At 46.6% G+C, this 23193-nt stretch carries 23 protein-coding genes and 1 riboswitch; of the genes, 17 read left to right on the top strand and 6 right to left on the bottom strand.

The genetic code is table 11. The features are described from left to right. The first annotated feature begins 66 nt into the window (after positions 1-66). Positions 67-252 carry a hypothetical protein gene (locus ACN9MT_RS12080; protein ID WP_056062777.1) on the top strand — a complete coding sequence of 62 codons (186 nt, stop codon included), beginning with the start codon at positions 67-69 and terminating at the stop codon, positions 250-252. Continuing rightward, on the top strand, positions 218-1105 hold the full coding sequence (locus ACN9MT_RS12075; protein ID WP_426272246.1) for a MazG nucleotide pyrophosphohydrolase domain-containing protein: 888 nt from the start codon (positions 218-220) through the stop codon (positions 1103-1105). Before ACN9MT_RS12080 ends, ACN9MT_RS12075 begins: the two co-directional genes overlap by 35 nt. A 38-nt stretch (positions 1106-1143) precedes the next feature. Here the strand turns inward: ACN9MT_RS12075 and ACN9MT_RS12070 are convergent, their stop codons facing one another. From ACN9MT_RS12070 to ACN9MT_RS12055, 4 genes are read right to left on the bottom strand one after another with little or no spacing between them, the layout of a single operon-like run. After that, positions 1144-2334 (bottom strand): aminotransferase, encoded by a 1191-nt coding sequence (locus tag ACN9MT_RS12070; RefSeq protein WP_035406082.1) that lies wholly within the window; start codon positions 2332-2334, stop codon positions 1144-1146. After that, positions 2331-2828: an Lrp/AsnC family transcriptional regulator gene (locus ACN9MT_RS12065; RefSeq protein WP_035406085.1), complete on the bottom strand. Its 498-nt coding sequence runs from the start codon at positions 2826-2828 to the stop codon at positions 2331-2333. The genes ACN9MT_RS12070 and ACN9MT_RS12065 overlap by 4 nt, the downstream gene beginning before the upstream one ends. Before the next feature lie 4 nt (positions 2829-2832). Beyond that, positions 2833-3627 (bottom strand): glycosyltransferase family 2 protein, encoded by a 795-nt coding sequence (locus ACN9MT_RS12060; protein ID WP_426272245.1) that lies wholly within the window; start codon positions 3625-3627, stop codon positions 2833-2835. 57 nt (positions 3628-3684) lie between these two features. After that, the gene (locus tag ACN9MT_RS12055; RefSeq protein ID WP_035406091.1) at positions 3685-3924 is read right to left on the bottom strand and encodes a NifU N-terminal domain-containing protein; all 240 of its coding nucleotides are present in this window, start codon (positions 3922-3924) and stop codon (positions 3685-3687) included. 461 nt (positions 3925-4385) lie between these two features. Between ACN9MT_RS12055 and ACN9MT_RS12050 the strand changes: the two genes are divergently transcribed. The 9 genes from ACN9MT_RS12050 (at position 4386) to ACN9MT_RS12010 (ending at position 14544) form a co-directional block, all read left to right on the top strand. Next, positions 4386-6653, top strand: coding sequence for a ribonucleoside-diphosphate reductase subunit alpha (locus tag ACN9MT_RS12050; protein ID WP_426272244.1), 2268 nt, complete (start codon positions 4386-4388; stop codon positions 6651-6653). 18 nt (positions 6654-6671) lie between these two features. Then, complete coding sequence (locus ACN9MT_RS12045; RefSeq protein ID WP_056062771.1) at positions 6672-7160, top strand: flavodoxin domain-containing protein; 489 nt, start codon at positions 6672-6674, stop codon at positions 7158-7160. After that, complete coding sequence (locus ACN9MT_RS12040; RefSeq protein WP_035406099.1) at positions 7129-8172, top strand: ribonucleotide-diphosphate reductase subunit beta; 1044 nt, start codon at positions 7129-7131, stop codon at positions 8170-8172. Before ACN9MT_RS12045 ends, ACN9MT_RS12040 begins: the two co-directional genes overlap by 32 nt. A gap of 410 nt (positions 8173-8582) precedes the next feature. Further along, entirely contained in the window at positions 8583-8975 is a 393-nt protein-coding gene (yugI, locus tag ACN9MT_RS12035) for a S1 domain-containing post-transcriptional regulator GSP13 (protein WP_426272243.1), read from the top strand. Between the two features lie 136 nt (positions 8976-9111). Continuing rightward, the gene (locus ACN9MT_RS12030; RefSeq protein ID WP_426272242.1) at positions 9112-10278 is read left to right on the top strand and encodes an iron-containing alcohol dehydrogenase; all 1167 of its coding nucleotides are present in this window, start codon (positions 9112-9114) and stop codon (positions 10276-10278) included. Between the two features lie 113 nt (positions 10279-10391). Beyond that, positions 10392-11741 carry a glucose-6-phosphate isomerase gene (locus tag ACN9MT_RS12025; RefSeq protein ID WP_426272241.1) on the top strand — a complete coding sequence of 450 codons (1350 nt, stop codon included), beginning with the start codon at positions 10392-10394 and terminating at the stop codon, positions 11739-11741. 173 nt (positions 11742-11914) lie between these two features. Next, complete coding sequence (gene ytkD / locus ACN9MT_RS12020) at positions 11915-12388, top strand: RNA deprotection pyrophosphohydrolase (RefSeq protein ID WP_035406108.1); 474 nt, start codon at positions 11915-11917, stop codon at positions 12386-12388. Then, positions 12360-13124 carry an alpha/beta hydrolase family protein gene (locus ACN9MT_RS12015; protein ID WP_052018981.1) on the top strand — a complete coding sequence of 255 codons (765 nt, stop codon included), beginning with the start codon at positions 12360-12362 and terminating at the stop codon, positions 13122-13124. The genes ytkD and ACN9MT_RS12015 overlap by 29 nt, the downstream gene beginning before the upstream one ends. Positions 13125-13290: 166 nt before the next feature. Then, positions 13291-14544, top strand: coding sequence for an EAL and HDOD domain-containing protein (locus tag ACN9MT_RS12010; protein ID WP_290752142.1), 1254 nt, complete (start codon positions 13291-13293; stop codon positions 14542-14544). Positions 14545-14571: 27 nt separating this feature from the next. Here ACN9MT_RS12010 and pckA read toward each other — a convergent pair whose 3' ends face one another. Beyond that, positions 14572-16140 carry a phosphoenolpyruvate carboxykinase (ATP) gene (gene pckA, locus ACN9MT_RS12005; protein WP_426272240.1) on the bottom strand — a complete coding sequence of 523 codons (1569 nt, stop codon included), beginning with the start codon at positions 16138-16140 and terminating at the stop codon, positions 14572-14574. Between the two features lie 234 nt (positions 16141-16374). Beyond that, positions 16375-16501, top strand: a riboswitch (SAM riboswitch). Positions 16502-16629: 128 nt separating this feature from the next. Here pckA and metK point away from each other — a divergent pair. From metK to ACN9MT_RS11990, 3 genes are all read left to right on the top strand, one after another. Continuing rightward, positions 16630-17838 (top strand): methionine adenosyltransferase, encoded by a 1209-nt coding sequence (gene metK, locus ACN9MT_RS12000; protein WP_023469108.1) that lies wholly within the window; start codon positions 16630-16632, stop codon positions 17836-17838. A 137-nt stretch (positions 17839-17975) separates the two neighbouring features. Beyond that, positions 17976-18464: a GNAT family N-acetyltransferase gene (locus tag ACN9MT_RS11995; protein WP_426272239.1), complete on the top strand. Its 489-nt coding sequence runs from the start codon at positions 17976-17978 to the stop codon at positions 18462-18464. Between the two features lie 78 nt (positions 18465-18542). After that, a complete protein-coding gene (locus ACN9MT_RS11990) occupies positions 18543-19247 on the top strand; it encodes a serine aminopeptidase domain-containing protein (RefSeq protein WP_035406117.1) in 705 nt (234 codons plus the stop codon). 50 nt (positions 19248-19297) lie between these two features. Here the strand turns inward: ACN9MT_RS11990 and ACN9MT_RS11985 are convergent, their stop codons facing one another. Continuing rightward, on the bottom strand, positions 19298-19894 hold the full coding sequence (locus ACN9MT_RS11985; protein ID WP_255344364.1) for a class I SAM-dependent methyltransferase: 597 nt from the start codon (positions 19892-19894) through the stop codon (positions 19298-19300). 156 nt (positions 19895-20050) lie between these two features. On the opposite strand from ACN9MT_RS11985, the gene ACN9MT_RS11980 reads away from it, so the two are divergent. The 3 genes from ACN9MT_RS11980 to ACN9MT_RS11970 all read left to right on the top strand — a co-directional run bounded on the left by ACN9MT_RS11980 (position 20051) and on the right by ACN9MT_RS11970 (position 23182). Then, positions 20051-21229, top strand: a complete 1179-nt coding sequence (locus ACN9MT_RS11980) for an MDR family MFS transporter (RefSeq protein WP_056062761.1) — start codon at positions 20051-20053, stop codon at positions 21227-21229. Between the two features lie 183 nt (positions 21230-21412). After that, complete coding sequence (locus ACN9MT_RS11975) at positions 21413-22447, top strand: peptidoglycan bridge formation glycyltransferase FemA/FemB family protein (RefSeq protein WP_290752134.1); 1035 nt, start codon at positions 21413-21415, stop codon at positions 22445-22447. A 90-nt stretch (positions 22448-22537) separates the two neighbouring features. Then, positions 22538-23182, top strand: coding sequence for an HAD family hydrolase (locus tag ACN9MT_RS11970; RefSeq protein ID WP_035406128.1), 645 nt, complete (start codon positions 22538-22540; stop codon positions 23180-23182). The last annotated feature ends 11 nt before the right edge of the window (positions 23183-23193 follow it).

Here is a 23193-nt window from a genome sequence, read left to right as displayed (position 1 = left end):
TGTAGAATTGATATCATCATATCATGTTTAGGTAGGGAACGAGTCATTCAAAAGGAGGAGAAAGCGATGCGTAAAAGAGAAATCGGATTATTTGCTGCATTGATTGCTGCGACATCCGTTGGAATCCGAGAATGGAAGAAAAATCAGGCGTTTGCCAAACGTGTCAAACAAGAGACGGAGGCGCAAGTACGTCAAGCAATCGTGGAGGATCAGACAGATGGAACAGATGAAGATACTGCAACAAAAGGTTGATGCGACGATTCGTTCACTCGGAGGTTATTTTCGACCGCTATCTGGTCTCGCACGCTTGACAGAAGAAATCGGTGAAGTCGGCGAAGCACTCGAACAAAGAGATCAAGAAGCTCTTCGTTCAGAACTTGTCGACGTTTTGATGATCTCGACGTGTCTTGCCAATCAATACGTGACGGATCTTGCGGTGCAACATGAGACACTCGGAACGGTAAACGATGATCAGGATGGTTCCTTTTATCGACTTGTGCATGAGGCTGGTCAAGTCGCACGCGTCATGAATGGATACGAAGGGGATAAACCGCCTAAAGCGAAGGATACAATTGTTCCAATCGGTCATTCCATCGCACGTCTGCAACGGGAATTATTTCGTTTAGCACGACCACTACAACTCGATTTACTGTCGGAAATCGATCGGACGAATGAAAAGAATCTCAAGCGGGATAAAACACGCTTTGCCTTGACGCGTGATCCCATTACCGAAAAAACGATTGATCACTTCCGGAGTGCGACAGGAAGTGAGGCACGTCTCTGGGGAGCCCCTGCGTACGAAGAGGATAAAACGCTAAAGGAGAATATGGAGACGGCACTCCCTTCGCTCCGGCGTTTCCTACGTTGTGCAATGATTGAAGGAATCGAGGCGTTCGTCTTCGAAGCACCGATGGAACGCTCGCGTAGTCTAGTTGAAGTCAAAGAGCTGGCGGATGAAATGGGACGTTTGATCAAGGAACGGACACCGCTTGACTTTAAGGACTCACCGTATCGGTTGGAAGTCTTTGCGCCACAACTCGGTCCAGTCTCACCGTATCATGCGGAAGACGACTATCGGATGTTTCTTGTTTTCTATGTCGATTAAAAATAAGCCGCCTGCTCGTTTGAGCAAGCGGCTTATTTTTAGTGTGAGTGAGACGATGTTGTCTCATCCTGAGTCTGCCATTTTTTCATGAAGCGCTGAATGCGCGCGATGGCTTCTTGCAGTTGTTCGATTGAACTCGCGTAACTTGCCCGGACATAGCCTTCACCGCTTGCTCCGAAGACGGATCCTGGAACGACGGCGACGCGCTCAGCGAGCAACAATTGCTCGGCGAACTGCTCACTCGTCAGCCCGGTATGACCAATGTACGGAAAAGCATAAAAGGCACCGCCTGGTAAGTGCGTCGGAAGACCCGCATCGTTTAACGCCTTGACGAAGTAATTCCGGCGTTGGCGATAACTTGTCACCATATCAGGGACCGTCTTATGACGAGAACGTAACGCTTCAATACCCGCGAATTGGACGAGTGTTGGTGCACACATCATTCCATATTGGTGGACCTTCAGCATCGATTGCGTGATCGCAGGTGGTGCGCAAGTGAAGCCAAGCCGCCAGCCCGTCATCGCGAAGGCTTTCGAGAAACCATTGATGATGATTGTCCGCTCCCGCATACCAGGAAGGGTCGCAAAACAAATCGCTTCCGTTTCGTAGGATAGCTCCGCATAGATTTCATCACTGATGACATATAAATCATGCTTTTGAACAAGTAACGCGAGGTCCGCTAATTGATCGCGTGTCATCGTCGAGCCTGTCGGATTCGATGGGAAACAGAAAATGATTGCTTTCGTTTTGTCCGTCAGCAACTGTTCGATCGTTTCCGGTTGAATCGCAAAACCGTCTTCTGCGTGACATGCAGCGGCGACAGGAATTCCTCCAGCAAGTTCGATCAAGGGGGCATATGAAACGAACGCCGGTTCAACGACGATGACTTCATCTCCCGGATTGATCAAACTACGAAACGCAAGGTCAAGTCCTTCCGAAGCTCCGGTCGTGACGATGATCTCTTCCGTCGTCGAATAGGAGATGGCGAACTTTTCTTGCATGTAAAGCGCGATTTCCTGACGTAACTCGAGTAAACCGGCGTTAGCGCTGTATGCTGTGTAGCCCTGTTCAAGTGCTGCAAAGCTTGCTTCTCGGACGTTCCATGGCGTGACGAAATCGGGTTCACCGACACCAAGTGAGATGACATCTTCCATCGATCCAGCTAAATCAAAGAAACGACGAATGCCGGATGGAGCTAGCTGTTCGACACGTGTTGATAAAGATTTCATGGAGACACCTTCAATCGTTTGTCGTCATCATCCTGACTGAAGAGAACGCCATCGTGCTTATACGTCTTTAAGCGGAAATGGGTCGTCGTCGAGATGACGGAGTCGAGTGTCGATAATTTTTCAGAAACGAATTGAGACACTTCTTGTAGCGATTTGCCATCAAGTACGACTTGTAAGTCATATGCGCCTGACATCAGATACAGAGATGTCACTTCCGGGAAACGATGGATTCGCTCTGCGACTTCATCAAAGCCGCGTCCCCGTTTTGGTGTGACCTTGACATCGATGAAAGCTGTCACGCCGTGATGGGCATGAATCTTTTGCCAGTCAATGACGGCGGTATAGCCGAGTAGGACACCGTCACGTTTGAATGTTTCAATCGAAGCAGCTACTTCTGACGCTTCCCAATCGAGCATCTGCGCAAGTAAGTTTACGTCCATCGGACCATTTTGTGTTAATAGTGCTAATAATTCGAGTTGTTTTTCGGTGTACATGGAATCACTCACTTTCTGTCAATTGACCATTGAAGGTACGGCGTGTCTGTCGCAATCGTGCGCGTCGTTCTTCCTGAACGATATGGAAGTTCTTCATTTCACGTGTCGGAAGTTGATGTTTTTCGACCAGGCGGTCAAAATAGACGCGTCGCGTTGCGTCTTGTCGTGCCGACTCATGATTGCCGGACGGATTGAAGGCGTACAGGACGGTTGCTCGTGCCGGATGTAACACTAAATGATCCTTACCGACGCGTAAAATCCAGTCCCAGTCCCAGTAGTTGAAGACGTCTTCATCAAACAGACCGAGTTGATCGTGGAGCGATTTACGGTAGAGCGATCCGGACGGAATGTACGTCGAGTCTTCTCGGATCGTCTCCGGGTCATACGGGTACGCGAACGGTTCGGAATGAAGTGCAATCCGGTGACCGTCTTCCCAGCGATACGTAAAGAGCTCCGCGTCCGTATACGTTAGATCCGCGCCGGCTTCGATATCACCGACCGCTTCTTCGAGATGACTCGGTAATAAGAGGTCATCGTCATCGTGAAGTAAGATATACCGACCGGAAGCGAGCATGACACCGTGATTTCGAGCACGGACGTGATGATTTTCAGGTAACTCGACATATGTGATCTGCAGACGATCCTGATAGGCAGAGGTCACTGCTGAGACATCGTCGCCATTATTGTTTAGGACGATGACATCGAAGTCCTGATAGTGTTGACGTGTCAACGCTTCTAGCGCTTCTGCTAGTTCGCGAGGACGATTGTATGTCGGGATGATGATGGATACGGTTGGCATCAGCGATCGCTCCTTGAACAAAGACACCTGTTCAGGAACAGGTGTCTTCTTGTTTTTTTACATGTTTGCTTCGATACGTGGTAGCAGCTCATTCCATTCTGCTTCTGGTTCTTTCGTGACCGTCACGAAGTCGCCGTAAGCGAATAGATTATCGATGCCGTCGATCGCGATCAAAGATGCGAGCAACGTATCTTCCGGTGTATCTTCTTTTTTGACACTCGTACTTTTCGCACCGAAGCGCTGTTCCTCGAGCGTGATTTTGACGGAATTCGGGTTTGGTGTGTAATCGACTTGCATAGGTAAGCTCCTTTCAACGTACATACGTATATGCCATATGTCATCTTTTCGTGATAGTTGGATTCAATCCTTCTTCCTCCAAACGGAAGATCGGTACGTTCAGTATATCAGAAAATTCGAAGAGATTATTTTTCTTCTGATAGGAGAAATGACTCATCTTTATTTTAAGGGTTCGCGTGAACTTATAATATGTTTTACTCGCTATCTCAATATATCTCAAAAGGCGTCATGATGCCTTTTTCAAATTGTTTGACCTGAATTTCAAAGCAAGGGGTTATTTTTTTAGATTTCAGTGATAACCTATATCTTGTACATTAACAGGTTTAAAAACGTCTAAAACGTCTATATATAGAGTGATACTTGTAGAGTTCTTTCTATATGTAGGACGTCTTTTTTTAGTTTAGCGTATTTCATCGTGTAATGCGAACCTGTTTAACGATAGAGAATGGGAGTGGTTCATAGTGGCATCTCCACTGAATACAGCACGCATCTTTAAGGGTGCAATGACAATAGAAGACGTATATGTCGTGATTCGACAAGCGACGGAAACGTATCCGGAACTTGATATCGACCGCTATACAGAACGTGCCATCCGAGCGCTTGAAGGGAAGTCCTTACAAGCAGATCAAGTCTATGAACTGTTAACGATGCATGCACTCGATATGTTGAAGGCAGAAGAGCCGAACTGGACATTCGTAGCGACAGCGACTTACTTAAATCGGTTATATCTAGAAGCGGGTGAAAACCGCGGATATGCAGCGGAAGAACGATATGGTTCGCTGTATACATTGATTGAAAAGCTGACAGAAATCGGTATCTTCACGAAACATTTACTGGATGCGTATTCGAAAGAAGACATCAACGAACTGTCGGCAACGATTGATCCTTCCCGCGACCACCTGTTCACATACATTGGCCTTCGGACACTGGCAGACCGGTATCTTGCACGTGATCACGTCAAAAATTTGTACGAGCTACCGCAAGAACGATTCATGGTCATCGCGATGACGCTGATGCAGAACGAACCGAAGGAACGTCGTTTAGAACTCGTCAAAGAAGCCTACTGGGCATTGTCGAACCTCTACATGACGGTCGCGACACCGACGCTTTCGAACGCCGGTAAATCATATGGTCAACTCTCATCATGCTTCATCGATACAGTCGATGATTCGCTACGCGGCATCTATGACTCGAACACGGATGTAGCGACACTTTCTAAGGGTGGCGGCGGAATCGGTGTCTACATGGGGAAAATTCGCTCACGTGGATCAGACATCAAAGGCTTTAAAGGTGTTTCAAGTGGTGTCATCCCATGGATGAAACAATTGAACAATACGGCAGTCAGCGTCGATCAGCTCGGTATGCGCCAAGGATCAATCGCCGTGTATCTTGACATCTGGCATAAGGACATCCTCGAGTTCTTAGATGCGAAGCTTAACAATGGGGACGAGCGACTTCGGACACATGACTTGTTCACGGGCGTTAACTTACCAGACCGCTTCATGCGTGCTGTAGAAGCACGAGAAGACTGGCACCTGTTTGACCCACACGAAATTCGGACGATTATGGGCTTCAGCCTTGAAGATTATTTCGATGAGACAGAACAAGGCGGTAGCTTCACGGAACGATACGAAGCATGTGTCAAAGAACCGCGTCTCAGCAAAAAAACAGTCCCAGCGATTGATCTCGTCAAACGCTACATGCGTTCGCAACTTGAGACAGGGACGCCATACATGTTCTTCCGTGACGCCGTTAACCGTGCGAATCCGAATAAACATGCAGGCATGATCTATTCATCAAACCTGTGCTCGGAAATCATGCAAAACATGAGTCCGACGACCGTGACAGAAGAATATACAGAAGACGGTAAAATCATCGTCACGAAGACACCAGGTGACTTCGTCGTCTGTAACTTATCATCGATTGCGCTTGCACGTGCGGTTCGTTCAGATGTTCTCGAACGATTGATTCCGATTCAAATGCGGATGCTTGATAACGTCATCGACTTGAATACGATCGATGTTCCGCAAGCACAATTGACGAATCAAAAATACCGTGCCGTTGGTCTTGGAACATTCGGTTGGCATCATCTGCTCGCGCTCGAAGGTATCCGTTGGGAATCGGTCGAAGCGGTGCAATACGCAGACCGTCTCTACGAGAAAATCGCTTACTTGACGATCGATGCGTCGATGCAACTTGCGAAAGAGAAAGGCGCGTACCGTCTCTTTGAAGGTTCAGAATGGCAAACAGGAGAGTACATCAAACGTCGCCACTACAAAACGACGGATGAACTCGATTGGGATCGTCTCCAAGCCGACATCACGGCGCACGGGATGCGGAACGCTTACTTGATGGCAGTCGCACCGAACTCATCGACGGCGATCATTGCGGGAAGTACGGCATCGATTGATCCAATCTATAAAAAAGTCTACTCAGAAGAGAAGAAAAACTATAAGATCCCAGTTACCGTTCCGGATTTAACACCGGAAACGAACTGGTTCTATAAATCAGCGTTTGAGATTGACCAGTTATGGAGCATTCGTCAAAATGCTTCGCGTCAGCGTCACATCGACCAAGCGATCAGCTTTAACCTGTACGTGAAAAATAATGTCAAAGCAAAAGAATTACTCGAGATGCACATGGAAGCATGGCAACTTGGGATGAAGACGATCTACTACACGCGTTCGACGACGGTTGAGATCGACGAATGTGAATCGTGTTCATCATAAGATAAGGAGGACGATATCATGAAGGCAGCAATCGTATATGCGTCATTGAGTGGAAACACGGAGGAGGTGGCAGAACTCGTCGCGAAGACGTGTTCTGAGATGGGAATCGAGCCGACGATGTTGTTTGCGGACGAAGTGACGACGTATCAGTTAATGCCTTATGATATCGTCTATTTTGGTTCGTATACGTGGGGAGATGGGCAATTACCCGACGATATGCGCGACTGTCTTAGAACGGTTTTGAAGGAGAGCACGCATGCGATTCCGCAGGCAGCTGTTTTTGGAACAGGGGATAAGATGTTCGTCAAATATTGTCGCGCCGTCGATGAGATGGCGTATCACCTCTCGAAATTTGGGGTCCCGCTTGCCGGAGAACTGTTGAAAATCGAACAGTCACCACGCAATCGCCCGCATCTCGTCAAGGAATGGACAAGACGGACCATTCTTCAATTACAGCAAGAAGGAGTCGAAGCACATGGAACAGCTACAAAAAATCAAACTGCTTGATGCACGTCATCCAAATCGCGCGACAGCGATCATCGGTGGCGAAACAAGTGCCATCGTCAACTGGAACGACATTGCGTATCCACAGTTTTATTCGATCTACAAACAACTGTTATCGAACTTTTGGATTCCAGATGAGATTTCAATGTCAAAAGACATGCAACAATGGAATCAATTGAGCGAACGGGAACAAGATGCATTCAAACGAATCATTGGGCTACTCTCGATCCTTGACTCGGTTCAGACACGCTACATCTTAGAATCAGCGATGTTCACATCGGATTCATCCGTTCATGCGATTCTCGCCATCATCGCACAACAGGAAGTCGTTCATAATCAATCGTATAGCTACGTCTTATCCAGCTTAGTTCCATTGGCTGAACAAAACCGGATTTTCGATATCGCAAAAGACGATGATATGGTCATGAAGCGTAATGCATTCATTCTTGATTTATACGAAGATTTCCAAAATGACCGGACACCAGAGAACTTCGCGAAATCACTCGTTGCTTCAATCGTTCTTGAAGGGATCAACTTCTATTCTGGCTTTGCTTTCTTCTATAATCTAGCGCGCCATCAGAAGATGGTCGGAACATCGACGATGATCAGCTATATTCAACGTGATGAATTGCAACACTCGTACTTCATCAGCCAATTGTTACGTGCTGTCTTGTCGGAGCATCCGGAAATTGATGCCGATGGCTCATTCACACAATTCGTATATGACACGTTCAAGCGTGCCGTGGATCTTGAAATCGAATGGAGCGAATATGTCTTGCGTGATCTAGACGGTCTGGACGTCAGTGAAATGCGTGACTATGTCAAATATCTTGCGAACAAACGCCTTCGCGTCATCGGTTTGTCGGACCTCTACGAAGGACACGACGAAGACGTCATGCCGTGGATTCGTGCATATTCAGATGATTCGATGAACGCGACGAAATCGGACTTCTTCGAACAAAAATCACGTTCATATGCGAAGGTAACGGATGCGAATGGATTCGATGACCTATAATTGATGATTGCTTCTACTCTATATTTCCTTTACGCTAGGACAGGTGAGGTTCTGCTCGACTCCTGCGGAAAAACAAGTCGTCATGACCCTGGAAGATGCGACGCATCTGAAGCGGCATGAGGGCTTGTCCGCGGAAAGCGAGCAGACCGAGACTGTCCGTTTTTATTAGAGCGTTTTGAAAGTCGCTCACATCACTTTTCTTTATCTCTTTTTTTAGGTCAATTCAACAAAAGAACAAAAAAAGGGCCGAACTCGGAAAGTTCGGCAGAATCAGGGGGAATACTTGAAGTCTTGCTACTAAAATGTTCCCTTGTGAAATAAAAAATAAACAAATTCCAAAAATATTTTTTACGATACAAGAAAAGTGTGTTATTATAAGTTGATGAATTTAGTTAGGGAGTGTATACATTATGGCAAACTTTGAAAAAAACCAAGTCGTTACTGGTAAAGTAACTGGTATTCAAAACTTCGGTGCTTTCGTAGCACTTGACGAGCAAACACAAGGTCTCGTCCACATTTCAGAAATCTCACACGATTACGTAAAAGACATTAACGATTACGTAAAAGTTGGCGATGAAGTAACTGTTAAAGTTCTCGACATCGACGAAGCTAACAAAAAAATGAAGCTTTCGATCAAAGCAACTCAGGAAGCTCCAAAACGTGAAGCACGCGCGAAAGGTCCACGCAAAAACGCTGGACGTCGCGATGCAGGTCCTGCTTTCAAACAAGAAGAAGCACCTGGATTCAACGTTCTTAAAGGTAAATTGGAAGAATGGATTGAAAAATCAAACTTCCAAAAATAAGCCACATGAGAGAATCGACATCGGTCGGTTCTCTTTTTTTGCGCAATTTTTACATACAATAAGCATTAAATTAGATGCGAAAGGGGAATGTGTGGATAATGTAAGGTGTTCATTACTTATTGAGGAGGCAACACAGATGGAAAACTTTGAATATCGCAATCCAACAAGACTTATTTTTGGTGACGGTCAAGTCAGCCAACTGAAACCACAACTCGAGTCACTTGGTGCGAAGAAAGTCATGCTTGTCTTTGGCGGCGGAAGTATTAAACGTAACGGCGTCTATGATGATGTCACACGTGAACTCAATGCGGCAGGAATCGAGTACGTCGAATGCGACGGTGTCGAACCGAACCCGCGCATCGAAACTGCAGAACGCGGAATTAAAATTGCACGTGAAGCAGGCGTTGACGCACTACTTGCACTTGGTGGCGGTTCTGTCATCGACTGCACGAAATTGATCGCAGCAGGTATCCCGTATGAAGGCGAAGCATGGGATCTCGTCATCGGTAAAGCGACACCAAAAACAGTCATTCCATTCGGAACAGTCTTGACGCTTGCAGCGACAGGTTCTGAGATGAACTCAGGATCGGTCATCACGAACTGGAAAACACAAGAGAAATATGGTTGGGGTAGTCCGCTTACGTACCCAACATTCTCAATTCTTGATCCAAAATACACAGTCAGCGTACCGAAAGATCAAACGATCTACGGTATCGTCGATATGATGAGTCACTGTCTCGAACAATACTTCCATCCTGCACATGCACCGGTTCAAGAACGCATGACAGAAGGTGTCATGAAAGCAGTCGTCGAAGCAGCACCAAAACTCGTTAACGATCTCGAAAACGTGGAACTTCGTGGAACAATTCTCTTCGCTGGTACGATGGCGCTCAACGGTGTTCTTCAAATGGGAGCACGCGGCGACTGGGCATCACACAACATCGAACATGCTGTCTCGGCTGTTCATGACATCCCACATGCGGGTGGACTTGCCATTCTCTTCCCGAACTGGATGCGCCACGTACTCGACGAATCAAATGCACATCGTTTCGTCACACTCGGTGAGAACGTCTTTAACGTCGACACGGAAGGGAAATCAGAGATGGAAGCAGCACTCGCGACAATCGACGCGATTAGTGCTTTCTGGACATCACTCGGCGCACCAAACCGTCTTGCGGATTACGACATCAAAGAAGATACAGTCGATTCAATCGTCAAGTCAGCAATGACTCGCGGCGACTTCGGAAACTTCAAATCACTCGGAAACGAGGATGTTCGTCAAATCGTGACAGCTGCCCTATAACAACTCATAACATTTGCTAATCTTTTCACAAAAGACTTGAACGACCTTCCTTCTTGCGTTTTAATGAAAAGGAAGGTCGCATTTCGTTGCGAATGAATAAGGAGGACGATGGCATGTCAACAGTACGTTTTGATTATTCGAAAGCCCTACAATTCGTAGGTCAACATGAAGTAGATCACATGACGGAGACCGTAAAGACGCTCCACCATGCGATTCATGCAGGAACAGGTGCAGGAAGTGATTTCTTAGGATGGGTAGATCTTCCGACGAACTACGATCAAGCGGAGTTTGCACGTATCCAAGCGTCTGCAGAAAAAATCAAGTCGGATTCTGATGTGTTGCTAGTCGTCGGAATCGGCGGTTCGTATCTCGGTGCACGTGCGGCAATCGAGATGCTTGGACACTCATTCCATAACTTGTTATCAAAAGACGAGCGTAAAGCACCACAAATCATCTATGCAGGGCATAATATCTCATCAACGTATCTGCATGATTTATTTGAAGTACTTGAAGGAAAAGATGTATCGGTCAACATTATCTCGAAATCAGGTACGACGACAGAACCAGCAATCTCGTTCCGTCTCTTGAAAGCATTCATGGAAGAAAAGTACGGTAAAGCAGAAGCGAAACACCGGATTTACGCAACAACGGACAAAGCCCGCGGTGCATTAAAAACACTCGCAGATTCTGAAGGATACGAAACATTCGTTATTCCAGATGATGTCGGCGGACGTTTCTCTGTGTTAACGCCAGTTGGTCTATTACCGATCGCAGCAGCAGGAATTTCGATCGAAGAGTTAATGCAAGGGGCACGTGACGCACAAGAGCGCTACGCGAGCGAAAACTTAGCTGACAACGAAGCGTACCAATACGCAGTCGTCCGAAATGCATTGTATGCGAAAGGGAAAACGATCGAGCTACTCGTCAACTACGAACCAGCACTTCATTACGTATCAGAGTGGTGGAAGCAATTGTACGGCGAATCTGAAGGAAAAGACTTCAAAGGGATCTTCCCAGCAGCAGTTGATTTCTCGACCGATCTTCATTCAATGGGACAATATGTCCAAGAAGGTCGTCGTGATCTGTTTGAGACAGTCATTAAAGTCGGACAAGCGCGTCACGCGTTGACGATTGAAGAAGACGCCCAGGACCTTGATGGATTGAACTTCCTCGCAGGAAAATCGATTCAGTTCGTCAACGATAAGGCAGCAGAAGGCACATTGCTTGCGCACACGGACGGACAAGTTCCGAACCTGACAGTCGAACTTCCAGAGATGACACCGTATCACCTCGGATTCCTGTTCTACTTCTTCGAAAAAGCATGTGCGATGAGTGGTTACCTCCTTGGAGTAAATCCATTCGATCAGCCAGGCGTCGAAGCGTACAAGAAAAATATGTTCGCTCTTCTTGGAAAACCAGGATTCGAAGCAGAAAAAGCAGAACTCGAAGCACGTTTGAAGTAATACAAAACGACAGTCGATTGTTCCTTAGTGGAACATCGGCTGTTTTTTTTACGTTCACGAGATGAGGACGAGTAATCATTTTCCAGATTTATAGGCAATCCTAGCGTTTTCACTTTTAGAATACCCGTGAAACAGGTAAAGTGAAGTTAGAAGAAGAAATGAGGTGCACGTACGTGATTACATTCTTGGATTATTATCAAAATCAAGTGGAGTTAAGTTTTGAGGACCATCCGTTCTCGGATCGCCCTCTACATGTGTGGGTCATTGCCGTGTACGAAGGGAAATGGTTGCTGACCCATCATAAGCAACGCGGATATGAATTTCCGGGTGGGAAGGTTGAACCGGGTGAAACGGCAGAAGAAGCCGCACGTCGTGAAGTGATGGAAGAGACAGGCGGAAAAATCGATTCCTTGAAGTACATCGGGCAATATCGTGTTGCCGGAAAAGGGGATACGATCATTAAAAATATCTACTTCGCGCAAATCGAATCGCTGTCATCCCATTTGGCTGTAGATGAAACAGATGGTGCTTTTCTGTTCGAGGAACTCCCTGATCGTCTCGATACGAACCGACAATACAGTTTCATGATGAAGGACCGCGTCCTTCCGGAGACACTCCGTGTACTTAGCGAACGCCGATTGGTTTGAACTTCCGCGGCAAGGTCCGTTTCGGACGTTTCGGATGTTCTATACGACGACAGACGGGGAGCGCGTCGGTGCCTATATCGTACTTCCGCAAGTCGCGAACGGACAGGGGATTCTCTACTTGCGAGGTGGCACACGATCTATCGGAATGGTTCGACCGACACGGCTGCTCGCGTTCGCGCAGGCTGGTTTTTTCGTCATGGCACCTTTCTATCGGGGAAACTTAGGCGGAACAGGAAAAGAAGATTTCGGACATCGGGATGTCGAAGACGCATGCAGTGCTTTCGATTGGTTGCAACAACGTGTCTCGCATGTTCATGCATTCGGATTTTCTCGTGGGGGGCAAATGGCATTACTCCTGGCTCATCATCGTCCAGTTTCGCGGACGGTGTCGTGGGCAGGCGTGACCGAGTTGACATGGACCTACGAGGAGCAGAAGACGATGCAAAAAATGTTGCGTCGCTATACGGGGGGGACACCAGACACCGTACCTGAGGCGTATAAGGTGCGCTCGCCGCTTCATGTCGCTCCTCAAGGTGAAGTATTATTGATTCACGGTGCGTATGATGAGAACGTTCGTTTACGACATGCGACGGCTTATGCTGCACGTCATCCCGACCAAACCCTGCTTCAGACTTATGCGTATGCACATCAGTTCCCGATCCATGAAAAATTACGTGTGACGCGTGATATTTTGACTTGGTTCGAGACAGGCATTTGGAACCGATATGATACATGATTCAAGCAATACGACGTTTGTCGTATTGCTTTTTGTATTTTGGAAGATGAAGCATAGAGATTGAAAAAACAGACCATTGATACATTGTAAAAAACAATAATCTCCTAAAAAGTAAACTTTGATATAATAGAAACCATCTGAGGACAATGGAGGGGGCAGGAGAACGATGGATATCTTATTAGCACGTCAACCCATCGTTAATCGAGTTGGATCAATTGATGCATTTGAATTATTGTATCGTTCGATTGAACAAATGACTATTTTTGATGGGGATTTAGCGACGATGGATGTATTGACGAATACACTCGTCCATATGGGGGTGGAACATGTCGCGGAAGGAAAAAAACTTTTCGTCAACTTTACGTCAGATTTGTTGAAAAGTGATCTGATTCATTATTTAGATCCTAACCGATTCGTCATTGAAATTTTAGAGACAGTTGATATTGATACTGAAATGTTGTCGGTTCTGCATAGTTGGAAAGAAGCAGGCTTCACATTAGCACTTGATGATTTTGTGACAGATTTACTTCGACAGCACGGAGCGGAATTGTTTGCGTTGATTGATTTAATTAAAATCGACATCGAGGCAATTTCCCCTCGCGAGCAAAGTGCCATTTTGCATATCGTTCGACGTAATTATCCTCATATTAAGATGCTTGCTGAACGTGTCGAGACGCACGAGGATCATACACGTTGTCTTGATATGGGGTATGACTGGTTCCAAGGCTATTTTTATGCTAAACCGATGCTGATGAAAGGGAAAGCTGTTCCACCACAATTGCCGGTGTTGTTAAAGATGCTGAAGTGGCTTGATACGGATGAGAAGTACGATGAAGTCATTGATGAAATCGAAGCCAATCCGTATATCAGCATCCAGGTATTACAACTAATCAATTCTCCGGGAGTGGGATTACGCAATACAGTTAGTTCCGTTCGTCAAGCGATCTCACTACTTGGCTTCGCTCAACTTAAAAGCTGGATTTCGTTGATTGTCTTACGTGAAATGAAGCTCGCAAGTCCTTATGAATGGTCGAATGAGTTGCTGCGTTCTTCCTTACATTGCGCAAAGCTCTGTGAGTTGTTTGCAACAGAAACAAGGACGCTGCAACAAGAGAGTGCCTATATGATCGGCTTGTTATCGCATATCGATGCGTTATTGTCCGTTGATATTGACGACATCATCGATCAATTGCCAATCGAGGATTCCTTGAAGATTGTCCTCCAAGGAAAAGACCATCCGTTCCGGGATTGTCTAGTGCTTGCGATCAGCGCAGATCGCGGTGATTTCGAACAGTTCGAATTGCTCAGTCAACGGTTAGGTGTATCACTTCCGCGAGCATATGCGTTACTGACGGAAAGTCAGGAGTGGCTTATGCAAAAAGAGATGCATCTTCAAGAAGAGACAGATGCCATTCTATAAAAAAAAGAGCCCTGAGGCTCTTTTTTTTTATAGACATGGACCTGCTGACTTGATCGCATCCGTCGCACTTTCGAAACGAAGGAAATTATGTTGGAATTTCTCAGCAAGCGAACGCGCTTGTGTGTTGTATTCGTCAGGATTTGACCAGACGCGTACCGGATTGAGTAATTCACTTGGAACACCAGGAACTTCAAGTGGCATATGAAGTCCGAAGATTGGGTGCTTTTCTGTTGGAATCGCTGCAAGTGTTCCGTTGACGGCAGCGTTGACCATCGTCCGTGTATACGATAGCTTCATTCGACTACCTGTCCCGTAAGCACCGCCTGTCCAGCCTGTGTTGACGAGATAAACGGTCACACCGTGACGATCAATCAGTTCTCCGAGCATCGTCGCATACTTTTCAGGTATCAGTGGAAGAAATGGTGAACCGAAGCATGTCGAGAACGTTGCTTCCGGTTCCGTGATACCACGCTCTGTTCCAGCAAGTTTTGATGTATAACCTGATAGGAAATGATACATCGCTTGTTCTTTCGTCAATTTACTGATCGGAGGCAAGACGCCATACGCATCAGCCGTCAAGAAGACAATCGTCTTCGGATGACCAGCCCGTGATGGAACAGCGATGTTATCGATCGCTGTGATCGGATAAGCAGCACGTGTATTTTCTGTCAACGATGTGTCATCGTAATCAGGATGACGAGATTCATCGAGCACGACGTTTTCAAGGACAGTTCCGAAACGGATCGCATCAAAAATTTGCGGTTCTTTTTCGCGTGACAGATTGACCGTCTTCGCATAACATCCACCTTCAATGTTGAAGACGCCGTCATGCGACCAACCATGCTCATCGTCACCGATCAATTGACGGCTATCGTCTGCTGACAGGGTGGTCTTACCAGTACCGGATAGACCGAAGAACAAGGCGACGTCGCCTTCGTGTCCGACGTTTGCTGAACAGTGCATCGAAAGGACATTTTCTTGTGGTAAGAGGTAGTTCATGACGGAAAAAATCGATTTTTTGATTTCGCCCGCATATTCGGTTCCGCCGATCAAGACGATCCGGTGTTCAAACGACATGGCGATGAATGTCTCGGAATTCGTTCCGTCAACGGTAGGATCTGCTTTGAAATGTGGCGCGTAGACGACCGTGAACGGTTCGAAGGCAGCCACTTCAGGATACTCGCGTAAAAAGAGTTGTTTGGCAAACAGGTTATGCCAAGCGTATTGTGTGAGCACACGAACCGGAAGGGTGAAGTGCGTATCTGCCCCAGCAGCAGCTTCTGTGTAGTAGAGCTGATCGGCTTCGTTCATGTAACGAAGAACCTTTTGTAACAATTGTTCAAATTTGTCTCCATCCATCGGTTGGTTAACATGACCCCAATCGATGTGAGACTCGCAGGAAGAATCACGGACGATGAACTTATCTTTTGGTGAACGACCTGTAAATTTCCCCGTTTCTACAGATAGTGCGCCGTTCTCAGCAAGGACACCTTCTTCGTTTCGAATCGCATGTTCGACAAGTTCAGCAACAGATAGTTGTTTGAACACATGCTCTTTCTTGAGTAGTTCTTCGATATTCAGGACCGTCATCGGCATCCTGACCCCACCTTTCCCCTACGTTGGTTTTGGCTCACTGCATTTAGTATGACACATTCATTATATATGACATACTAAAGGGAGCGCAATCATTTTCTAGTGCTGATTTCTATTTATCTGGAAACGCTTTCAGCATTAATAGTTTAACATCTCTTTTAAAAAGTTTCGACTAGAATTTGAAACCTTGCTTGACAGAGTAGGTACAACTTTATATCATGTAATTCGTAACGGATACTCTTATTCTGAGCAGGTGGAGGGAACAAGGCCCGAAGAAACCCGGCAACCGTCCTACATTAATTCATATATTAATGAGGGAAAAGGTGCTCTCCTGAAGCGAAGTAAACACTTCGAACGATAAGAGGGTAAAGGAAGAACGCACAACCTTTCCCTGACCATTTTTTGGACTTGGAAAGGTTTTTTTCATTTTACCGTCCCACTCAACTAGGGGAAATGAGTACACCGTCAAATTCTTTTTTGGGAGGGTCATACATGACAAACCTTAATCGCCGACTATTCACGTCGGAGTCAGTCACTGAAGGTCATCCAGATAAAATCTGTGACCAAATTTCGGATTCAATCCTCGATGCGATTCTTGCAGCGGATCCAAATGCACGTGTTGCGGCAGAAACTTCTGTTACAACAGGTCTCGTTCTCGTTGCAGGTGAGATCACGACATCCACTTACGTCGACATTCCAAAAGTCGTTCGTGAAACGATTCGTGAAATCGGCTACACACGCGCGAAATACGGTTTCGATGCGGATACATGTGCTGTATTGACATCGATCGATGAGCAATCAGCAGATATCGCTCTTGGTGTCGACCAAGCGCTTGAAGCACGTGAAGGTAGCATGTCTGATGCAGAAATCGATGCAATCGGTGCAGGAGACCAAGGTCTTATGTTCGGTTACGCAACGAAAGAAACACCAGAACTCATGCCACTTCCAATTTCGCTTTCGCACCGTCTCGCACGCCGTTTGGCAGAAGTGCGTAAAAACGGTCAACTCGACTACCTTCGTCCGGACGGAAAAACACAAGTCACGGTCGAATACAACGAGAACAACGAGCCGGTTCGTGTCGATACGATCGTCATCTCGACACAACATGCGGAAGAAGTTACGCTTGAGCAAATCCAAGCTGATTTGAAAGAACACGTCATCACACCGGTCATCCCGGCTGAATACATCGACGCAGCAACGAAATTCTTCATCAACCCAACTGGTCGTTTCGTCATTGGCGGACCACAAGGAGATGCTGGATTGACTGGTCGTAAGATCATCGTTGATACGTATGGTGGATACGCACGCCACGGCGGTGGAGCATTCTCAGGTAAAGATCCAACAAAAGTCGACCGTTCAGCTGCATACGCAGCACGTTACGTCGCGAAGAACCTCGTTGCTGCAGGTCTTGCAGACAAAGCAGAAGTTCAACTTGCGTACGCAATCGGTGTCGCGCACCCTGTATCAATCGCAGTTGATACATTCGGCACAGGAAAACTTCCTGAAGCACAACTCGTCGAATTGGTTGCTGAAAACTTCGATCTTCGTCCGGCTGGAATCATCAACATGCTTGATCTCCGTCGTCCGATCTATCGTCAAACAGCTGCATACGGTCACTTCGGTCGTACAGATGTTGAGCTTCCATGGGAGCAAACAGATAAAGCAGCAGTTCTTGAAGAACAAGCAAAACGTTTCGCATAATCAAAAAGTCCGGAAATCCTACGTGGGTTTTCGGGCTTTTTTGTTTCCGCGGAACTTTGCAGGAAACGAATGTTTTTTCTAGAAAAGGGTAAAAGTACATGAGTCGATTTGTATGAGTATAAAGGGGGGTTCCGATTATGGAAATACGCGAAGCTATTCCAGCTGATGCAGGACGTATTCATGACATTGCTATCACATCTTGGTTGGATACGTATGAAGAAATCTATTCCGAACGTTCGAAAGCGCATTTCGTGCAGGAGGCGTATCCGCAAGAAGAAGTCGTTCGTGCGATCCGGACGGCGGAAGAAGCACGGGGAGAGTATTTTTATGTCGGAATCATCGACGAGGAAATCGTCGGTTTCATTCATGCTATTGATGTCGAAGGAACATGGGAGATCATTCGGCTTTACGTCTTGCCGGAATATCAGCAAAACGGAATCGGAAGACGTCTGATTCGTGAACTCGAACGACAAGGAGCCGTCCCACTCGAAGTCTACGTGGAAGCACGTAACTATAAAGCGCGTCAATTCCTGACCTCATTTGGTTTTGAAGAACTTAGTGAGATGACGGAAGAAGTGTTTGGGCAAGCGGAATCAGTCGTTCGTCTTCGCCATGTTGCCTCGTGAAATCCGTCTCGGGACGGTTTCGTTTGCGTTTGAAATAAGGTATCGTGAAAAGGAAGTATGAAGTGAAGAGGTGAGTTTGTGGTTGAACAACCAACAGGAATCATCGTATTAGTCTATCCGTTACAACTGCGTGCCCGTCCGAGTGAAGCTTTGATTCGAGTACTCGAAAGAGAGTATGAAGTGCTACTCGTCGACGCACCACGTCGCATTTCGTTTGAAGAGCACGGTCAACTGTTAAAAGAAGCATTACGCGAAGCAGGAAAACGAAAGCTACCGATTCATATCATCGCCTGTAGCATGGGGGCACTCGTCGTCAATCGTCTGTTGCAAGAATATGAACTACCAGTCGCAAGTCTTGCGTTCGTTTCACCATTGTTTGATTGGCATCCGTCGAAACAACTCGGAGGTGTCAAACAAGTCTTCGCGAGTGCGTTTGATCGTTTCCGTCCCGATGCGCCACTCGGTACGTTGCCGTTTGGTCAAAGTACGGAAGATACCGTTCGCATCGGTGAACTGACGTATGCGCAGTACCGGGAAATCGAAGAAGAGATCGTCGTACATGACGAGGAACGAAAAAAACTGCCTCGTGTAAACTTGGCTTGTTTTTATGCACCAGACGATCAGTTCGCAGACGTCAAACTGACACTCGAAGTATGTCGGAAAATGGGTGGCGATCAGATTTACTTACAACGTCTACACGGTTTCCCGCATTTCAGCTTTGAACGGTTGAATACACGGTTTGCGGAAAAATTATTGTTGTTTTTTAAATTAGTCGAAGAATGAAAGAAGTGATGGTTTCCATAGCGGAAGCCATCACTTCTTTATTTCTACTGTCAGCGCACTTTTTTCTCGATCGCGATGATGAACGGTGGATGATTCTGTTGATTCAAGAAGCGGTACTGAAGAACGGCATAACCTTGCTGATCAAGGGCTGTGACGTAATCTAGGACAGCATCGCGTTCCCGTTTTCCTTCAAGATGACCGTGATAGACGACAAGGACGACAAGACCACCAGGTGCAAGTACCGGGAGGAGAGCGTCGAGTGCTTCAAGCGTCTCTTCACCTGTCGTCGTGATCGATTTATCACTTCCAGGCAAGTATCCGAGATTGAAGACGCCGGCACGAACAGGCCGTCGTTCGTCCGAAAGACGCGCACCAACATGGATGTGACTTTCGTGATAAAGATCGACGCGTTCTAACATTCCGGCTTCGTCGAGACGTCGTGTCGATTCCTCGATGGCTTGAGCTTGGACGTCGAACGCAAGGACTCTACCTTCTGGACCGACGCATTCTGCTAAGAACTGAGTATCATGTCCATTTCCGGCAGTCATATCGACGACGCAGTCACCAGGTTCGATGACGGACTCCAGTAATTGTTTCGTATAAGGTAGTACACGGGCAAGTGACATGGCATAGACTCCTGTTCCTATGGGCTGTTTTTCTCTTTATACATGATCATCGTATGTATGATTCCTCCTGCATTATACCATCTTTTGAGTCATTGACGAAAAGTGAAGTGGCTTGACAGGCGGGGGAGGGATTGCGTAAAGTGGCAAGGTTGAGAATGAAATAGGAGGACCAAAGGTATGCCAAAATTACCAAAAGCGGTCTGGATCCTCGTCCTTGCGATGGCCATCAATACGACGGGATCCTCTTTTTTATGGCCGTTCAATACATTATATATTCATGAATATTTAGGGGAGTCGATGACAAAAGCCGGAATGGCGTTATTCGTCAACTCAGCCTTAGCAATCGTTGGGAACTACTTAGGCGGAAAAGCGTTTGACCGACTCGGCGGAAAGAAGACGCTTGTCATCAGTGTCATCGGACTTGTCCTGTCTTCCGTCGGCTTGTTGCTATTTCATCAGACGTATATTGGATACGTCGCGATGCTTGGATTGATTGGATTCGTCGGTGGGATGGTTTTCCCAACGATCTACGCAATGACGGGCGTCATCTGGCCGGAAGGCGGACGCCGCGCCTTTAATGCGATCTATGTCGCGCAAAACGTCGGTGTAGCCCTCGGGACAGCTGTTAGTGGTCAAATTGCTGCTTTTTCGATTCAGTACATCTTCATCGCCAATCTCGTTCTCTATATCGTCTTTGCCATCATTTTGTTTGTCGGTTTGTCCTGGATTCAGGCGCCAGCGCGGATGCATGCGGCACATGACGAGATCGAAACGACACGCACACCACTTTCGCGCGGATCCGCACGGACGATGTTGCTCGTTTCGATCGGTTATGCCTTACTTTGGTTCGTTTATGTGCAATGGCAAGGGACCTTTGCTGTCCATACGAAATCGCTCGGTGTCACGATTTCCGAGTACTCGATTCTTTGGACAATCAATGGAGCGCTTATCGTGTTCGCACAACCTTTATTAACACCAATTCTTCGTTGGTTTGGAGATGATTTGAAACGCCAACTGATGACCGGGACAGGCATCTTCCTTCTCTCTTATCTGATTGTTCCGTTTGCAGGCGGCTTCAAGATGTTCCTCGTGGCGATGATCATTCTGACAATCGGTGAGATGTTCATCTGGCCAGCGGTTCCTGCAATGGCGGCGCGACTTGCGCCAATCGGAAAAGAAGGAGAATTCCAAGGATACGTTAATATCGCTGCTTCAGCAGGACGGATGATCAGTCCGACAGTTGGAGGTTTGATCTACGATTTATCAGGTATGTCAGCAGTTTTCTTGACCTTAATTGGATTGATCCTGTTAGCAGGAGTTGTCTTCCTTCGTGCTATTCCTAAAACCACATCATGAGCTTTATCTTGTGAGACAGCGGACAATAGATCAGCTGTCTTTTGTTACATCATTCGTTCGAAAATTATAAAACAAACATTTAATAATATGGAATATTTCGGCAAAGAAACGGGTACTTTCTAATCAAGAACTTGAAAAGAAAGGTCATATGAACGTTGCTTCTTTTTGACTGGAGGTGCACGGATGGAAAGGTGTCAATTCATCACAGATGCCGCAACTTGGACGACACACGTACAGAAACAGCCTCTTGATATCTTCTATAGTCACCAATACGTCACGCTCAACGCTAGACCGTCTGAGCAAGCGGTATTATTTCTTTATGAAGGTCATGCAGGGACACTGTTTTATCCTTTTTTGAAGCGTCGTATTTTTGATACGCCTTATTCAGATCTCATTACCCCGTACGGCTATGGCGGACCGGAAATCATCGGTCGACTGACTGCGTCCGAGATCCAGCAGGCTCGTTTATCCTTTGAGAGGTGGGCGGAGCAAGAATCGATCGTCTCGGAAATGATCCGCTTTAATCCATTAACAGGTAATGAACGGTTTATGCAGGACTGGACAAAAGTTTCCTTCATCCGTCATACGACGAGTATTGATTTGCGTCCTTCACTTGAAGATATCATGCAGACATTTCATAAGAAGACGAGAAGCATGATTCGTAAATCGCTTGCTTCACCCTTAACCGTCAGAACAGGAACACGGGACGATCTACCTGTTTTTTTAGCGTTGTATCATGAAACGATGGACCGGAAGAATGCCTCGGCTCATTATTATTTTACCGCGACGTATTTTGAGCAATTGATGGAGACGAACCCACTTTGTGAGCCCTTATTACTGATGGCGGAAATCGACGGAAAAGCGGTTGGAGGATACTTCGTATTGCTTGGAAAAGAATACGCCCACGGTCATTTGATCGGCTGTAAGCGGGATGAAGCGAAGATGTTCCCGAATCAGCGACTTGAGTACGAAGCAATTCTTCAGGCAAAAGCACGGGGACTCGTCGAACAACATCTTGGGGGCGGGTATCAAGAACGGGATAGTCTTTTTGAGAGTAAATGCCGTTACACTGGATATCGACTATTTGAGTATCATCAAGGAAAATCCATCCTGCAGCCATCACTATATGATTTGCTCTGCATACGATACGGATCAAATGCTGATTCCGATTATTTTCCGGCGTATCGACAAGCTGGTATTCAGGTGGCAACTAGTTAAATAGATAATGAGAGTATGAAAACGACTACATCGTGTAGTCGTTTTTTTGATATGCTGAAGTCAGGATCGATCAATAAAGGGGGAGTTATCGTGAAAAAACGCGGTCTGATTTTTGATATGGACGGGGTTATCTTAGATAGTGAGATTCGCTACTTTGAAGTGCATCAACAGATGTTCAAAAGGTTATCGATTCCGCTTGATCCGGTTCAGTATGCGACGTTCATGGGAAAAACAGGAGATGAAATGTGGGAAGAACTCGTCGCCCAGCATCAGCTGAAAGAAACAGCTAGTGCGTTGCTTGAGGAAGAACATCGCTTGTTTCAAATTCATGCAAAGCCGGAAGAGTGTGGATTAAAAAAAGGCGTCACACAAGTCATCGAACAAGCGGCGACTCTTGGTTACGATATCGGCATTGCTTCTTCGAGTTCACTTCAGAAAATCGAACGTGTCATCCGTCATTATGGGCTTCCGATCACGCACTACGTCAGTGGAGAAGAAGTCATCCGTTCGAAACCGGATCCCGCGATTTTTCGACTTGCGGCAGAGCGGATTGGACACGCACCCGAGAACTGTCTCGTCATTGAAGACGCTGCGAACGGGATGATTGGTGCGAAAGCAGCAGGCATGGAAGTGATTGCGCTTCTTGATGACCGGATGCCAACGCAACGCTTAGAGCAAGCGGATCATGTCGCGCAATCACACGCAGAAATCGAGGAAATTTTACGGAAGCGTTGACGCTTGAGGAA

It is taken from the genome of Exiguobacterium sp. R-17, from assembly GCF_049913315.1.
In the GTDB taxonomy this organism is placed as follows: domain Bacteria; phylum Bacillota; class Bacilli; order Exiguobacteriales; family Exiguobacteriaceae; genus Exiguobacterium_A.
This window is presented reverse-complemented; position numbering and strand designations above follow the sequence as displayed.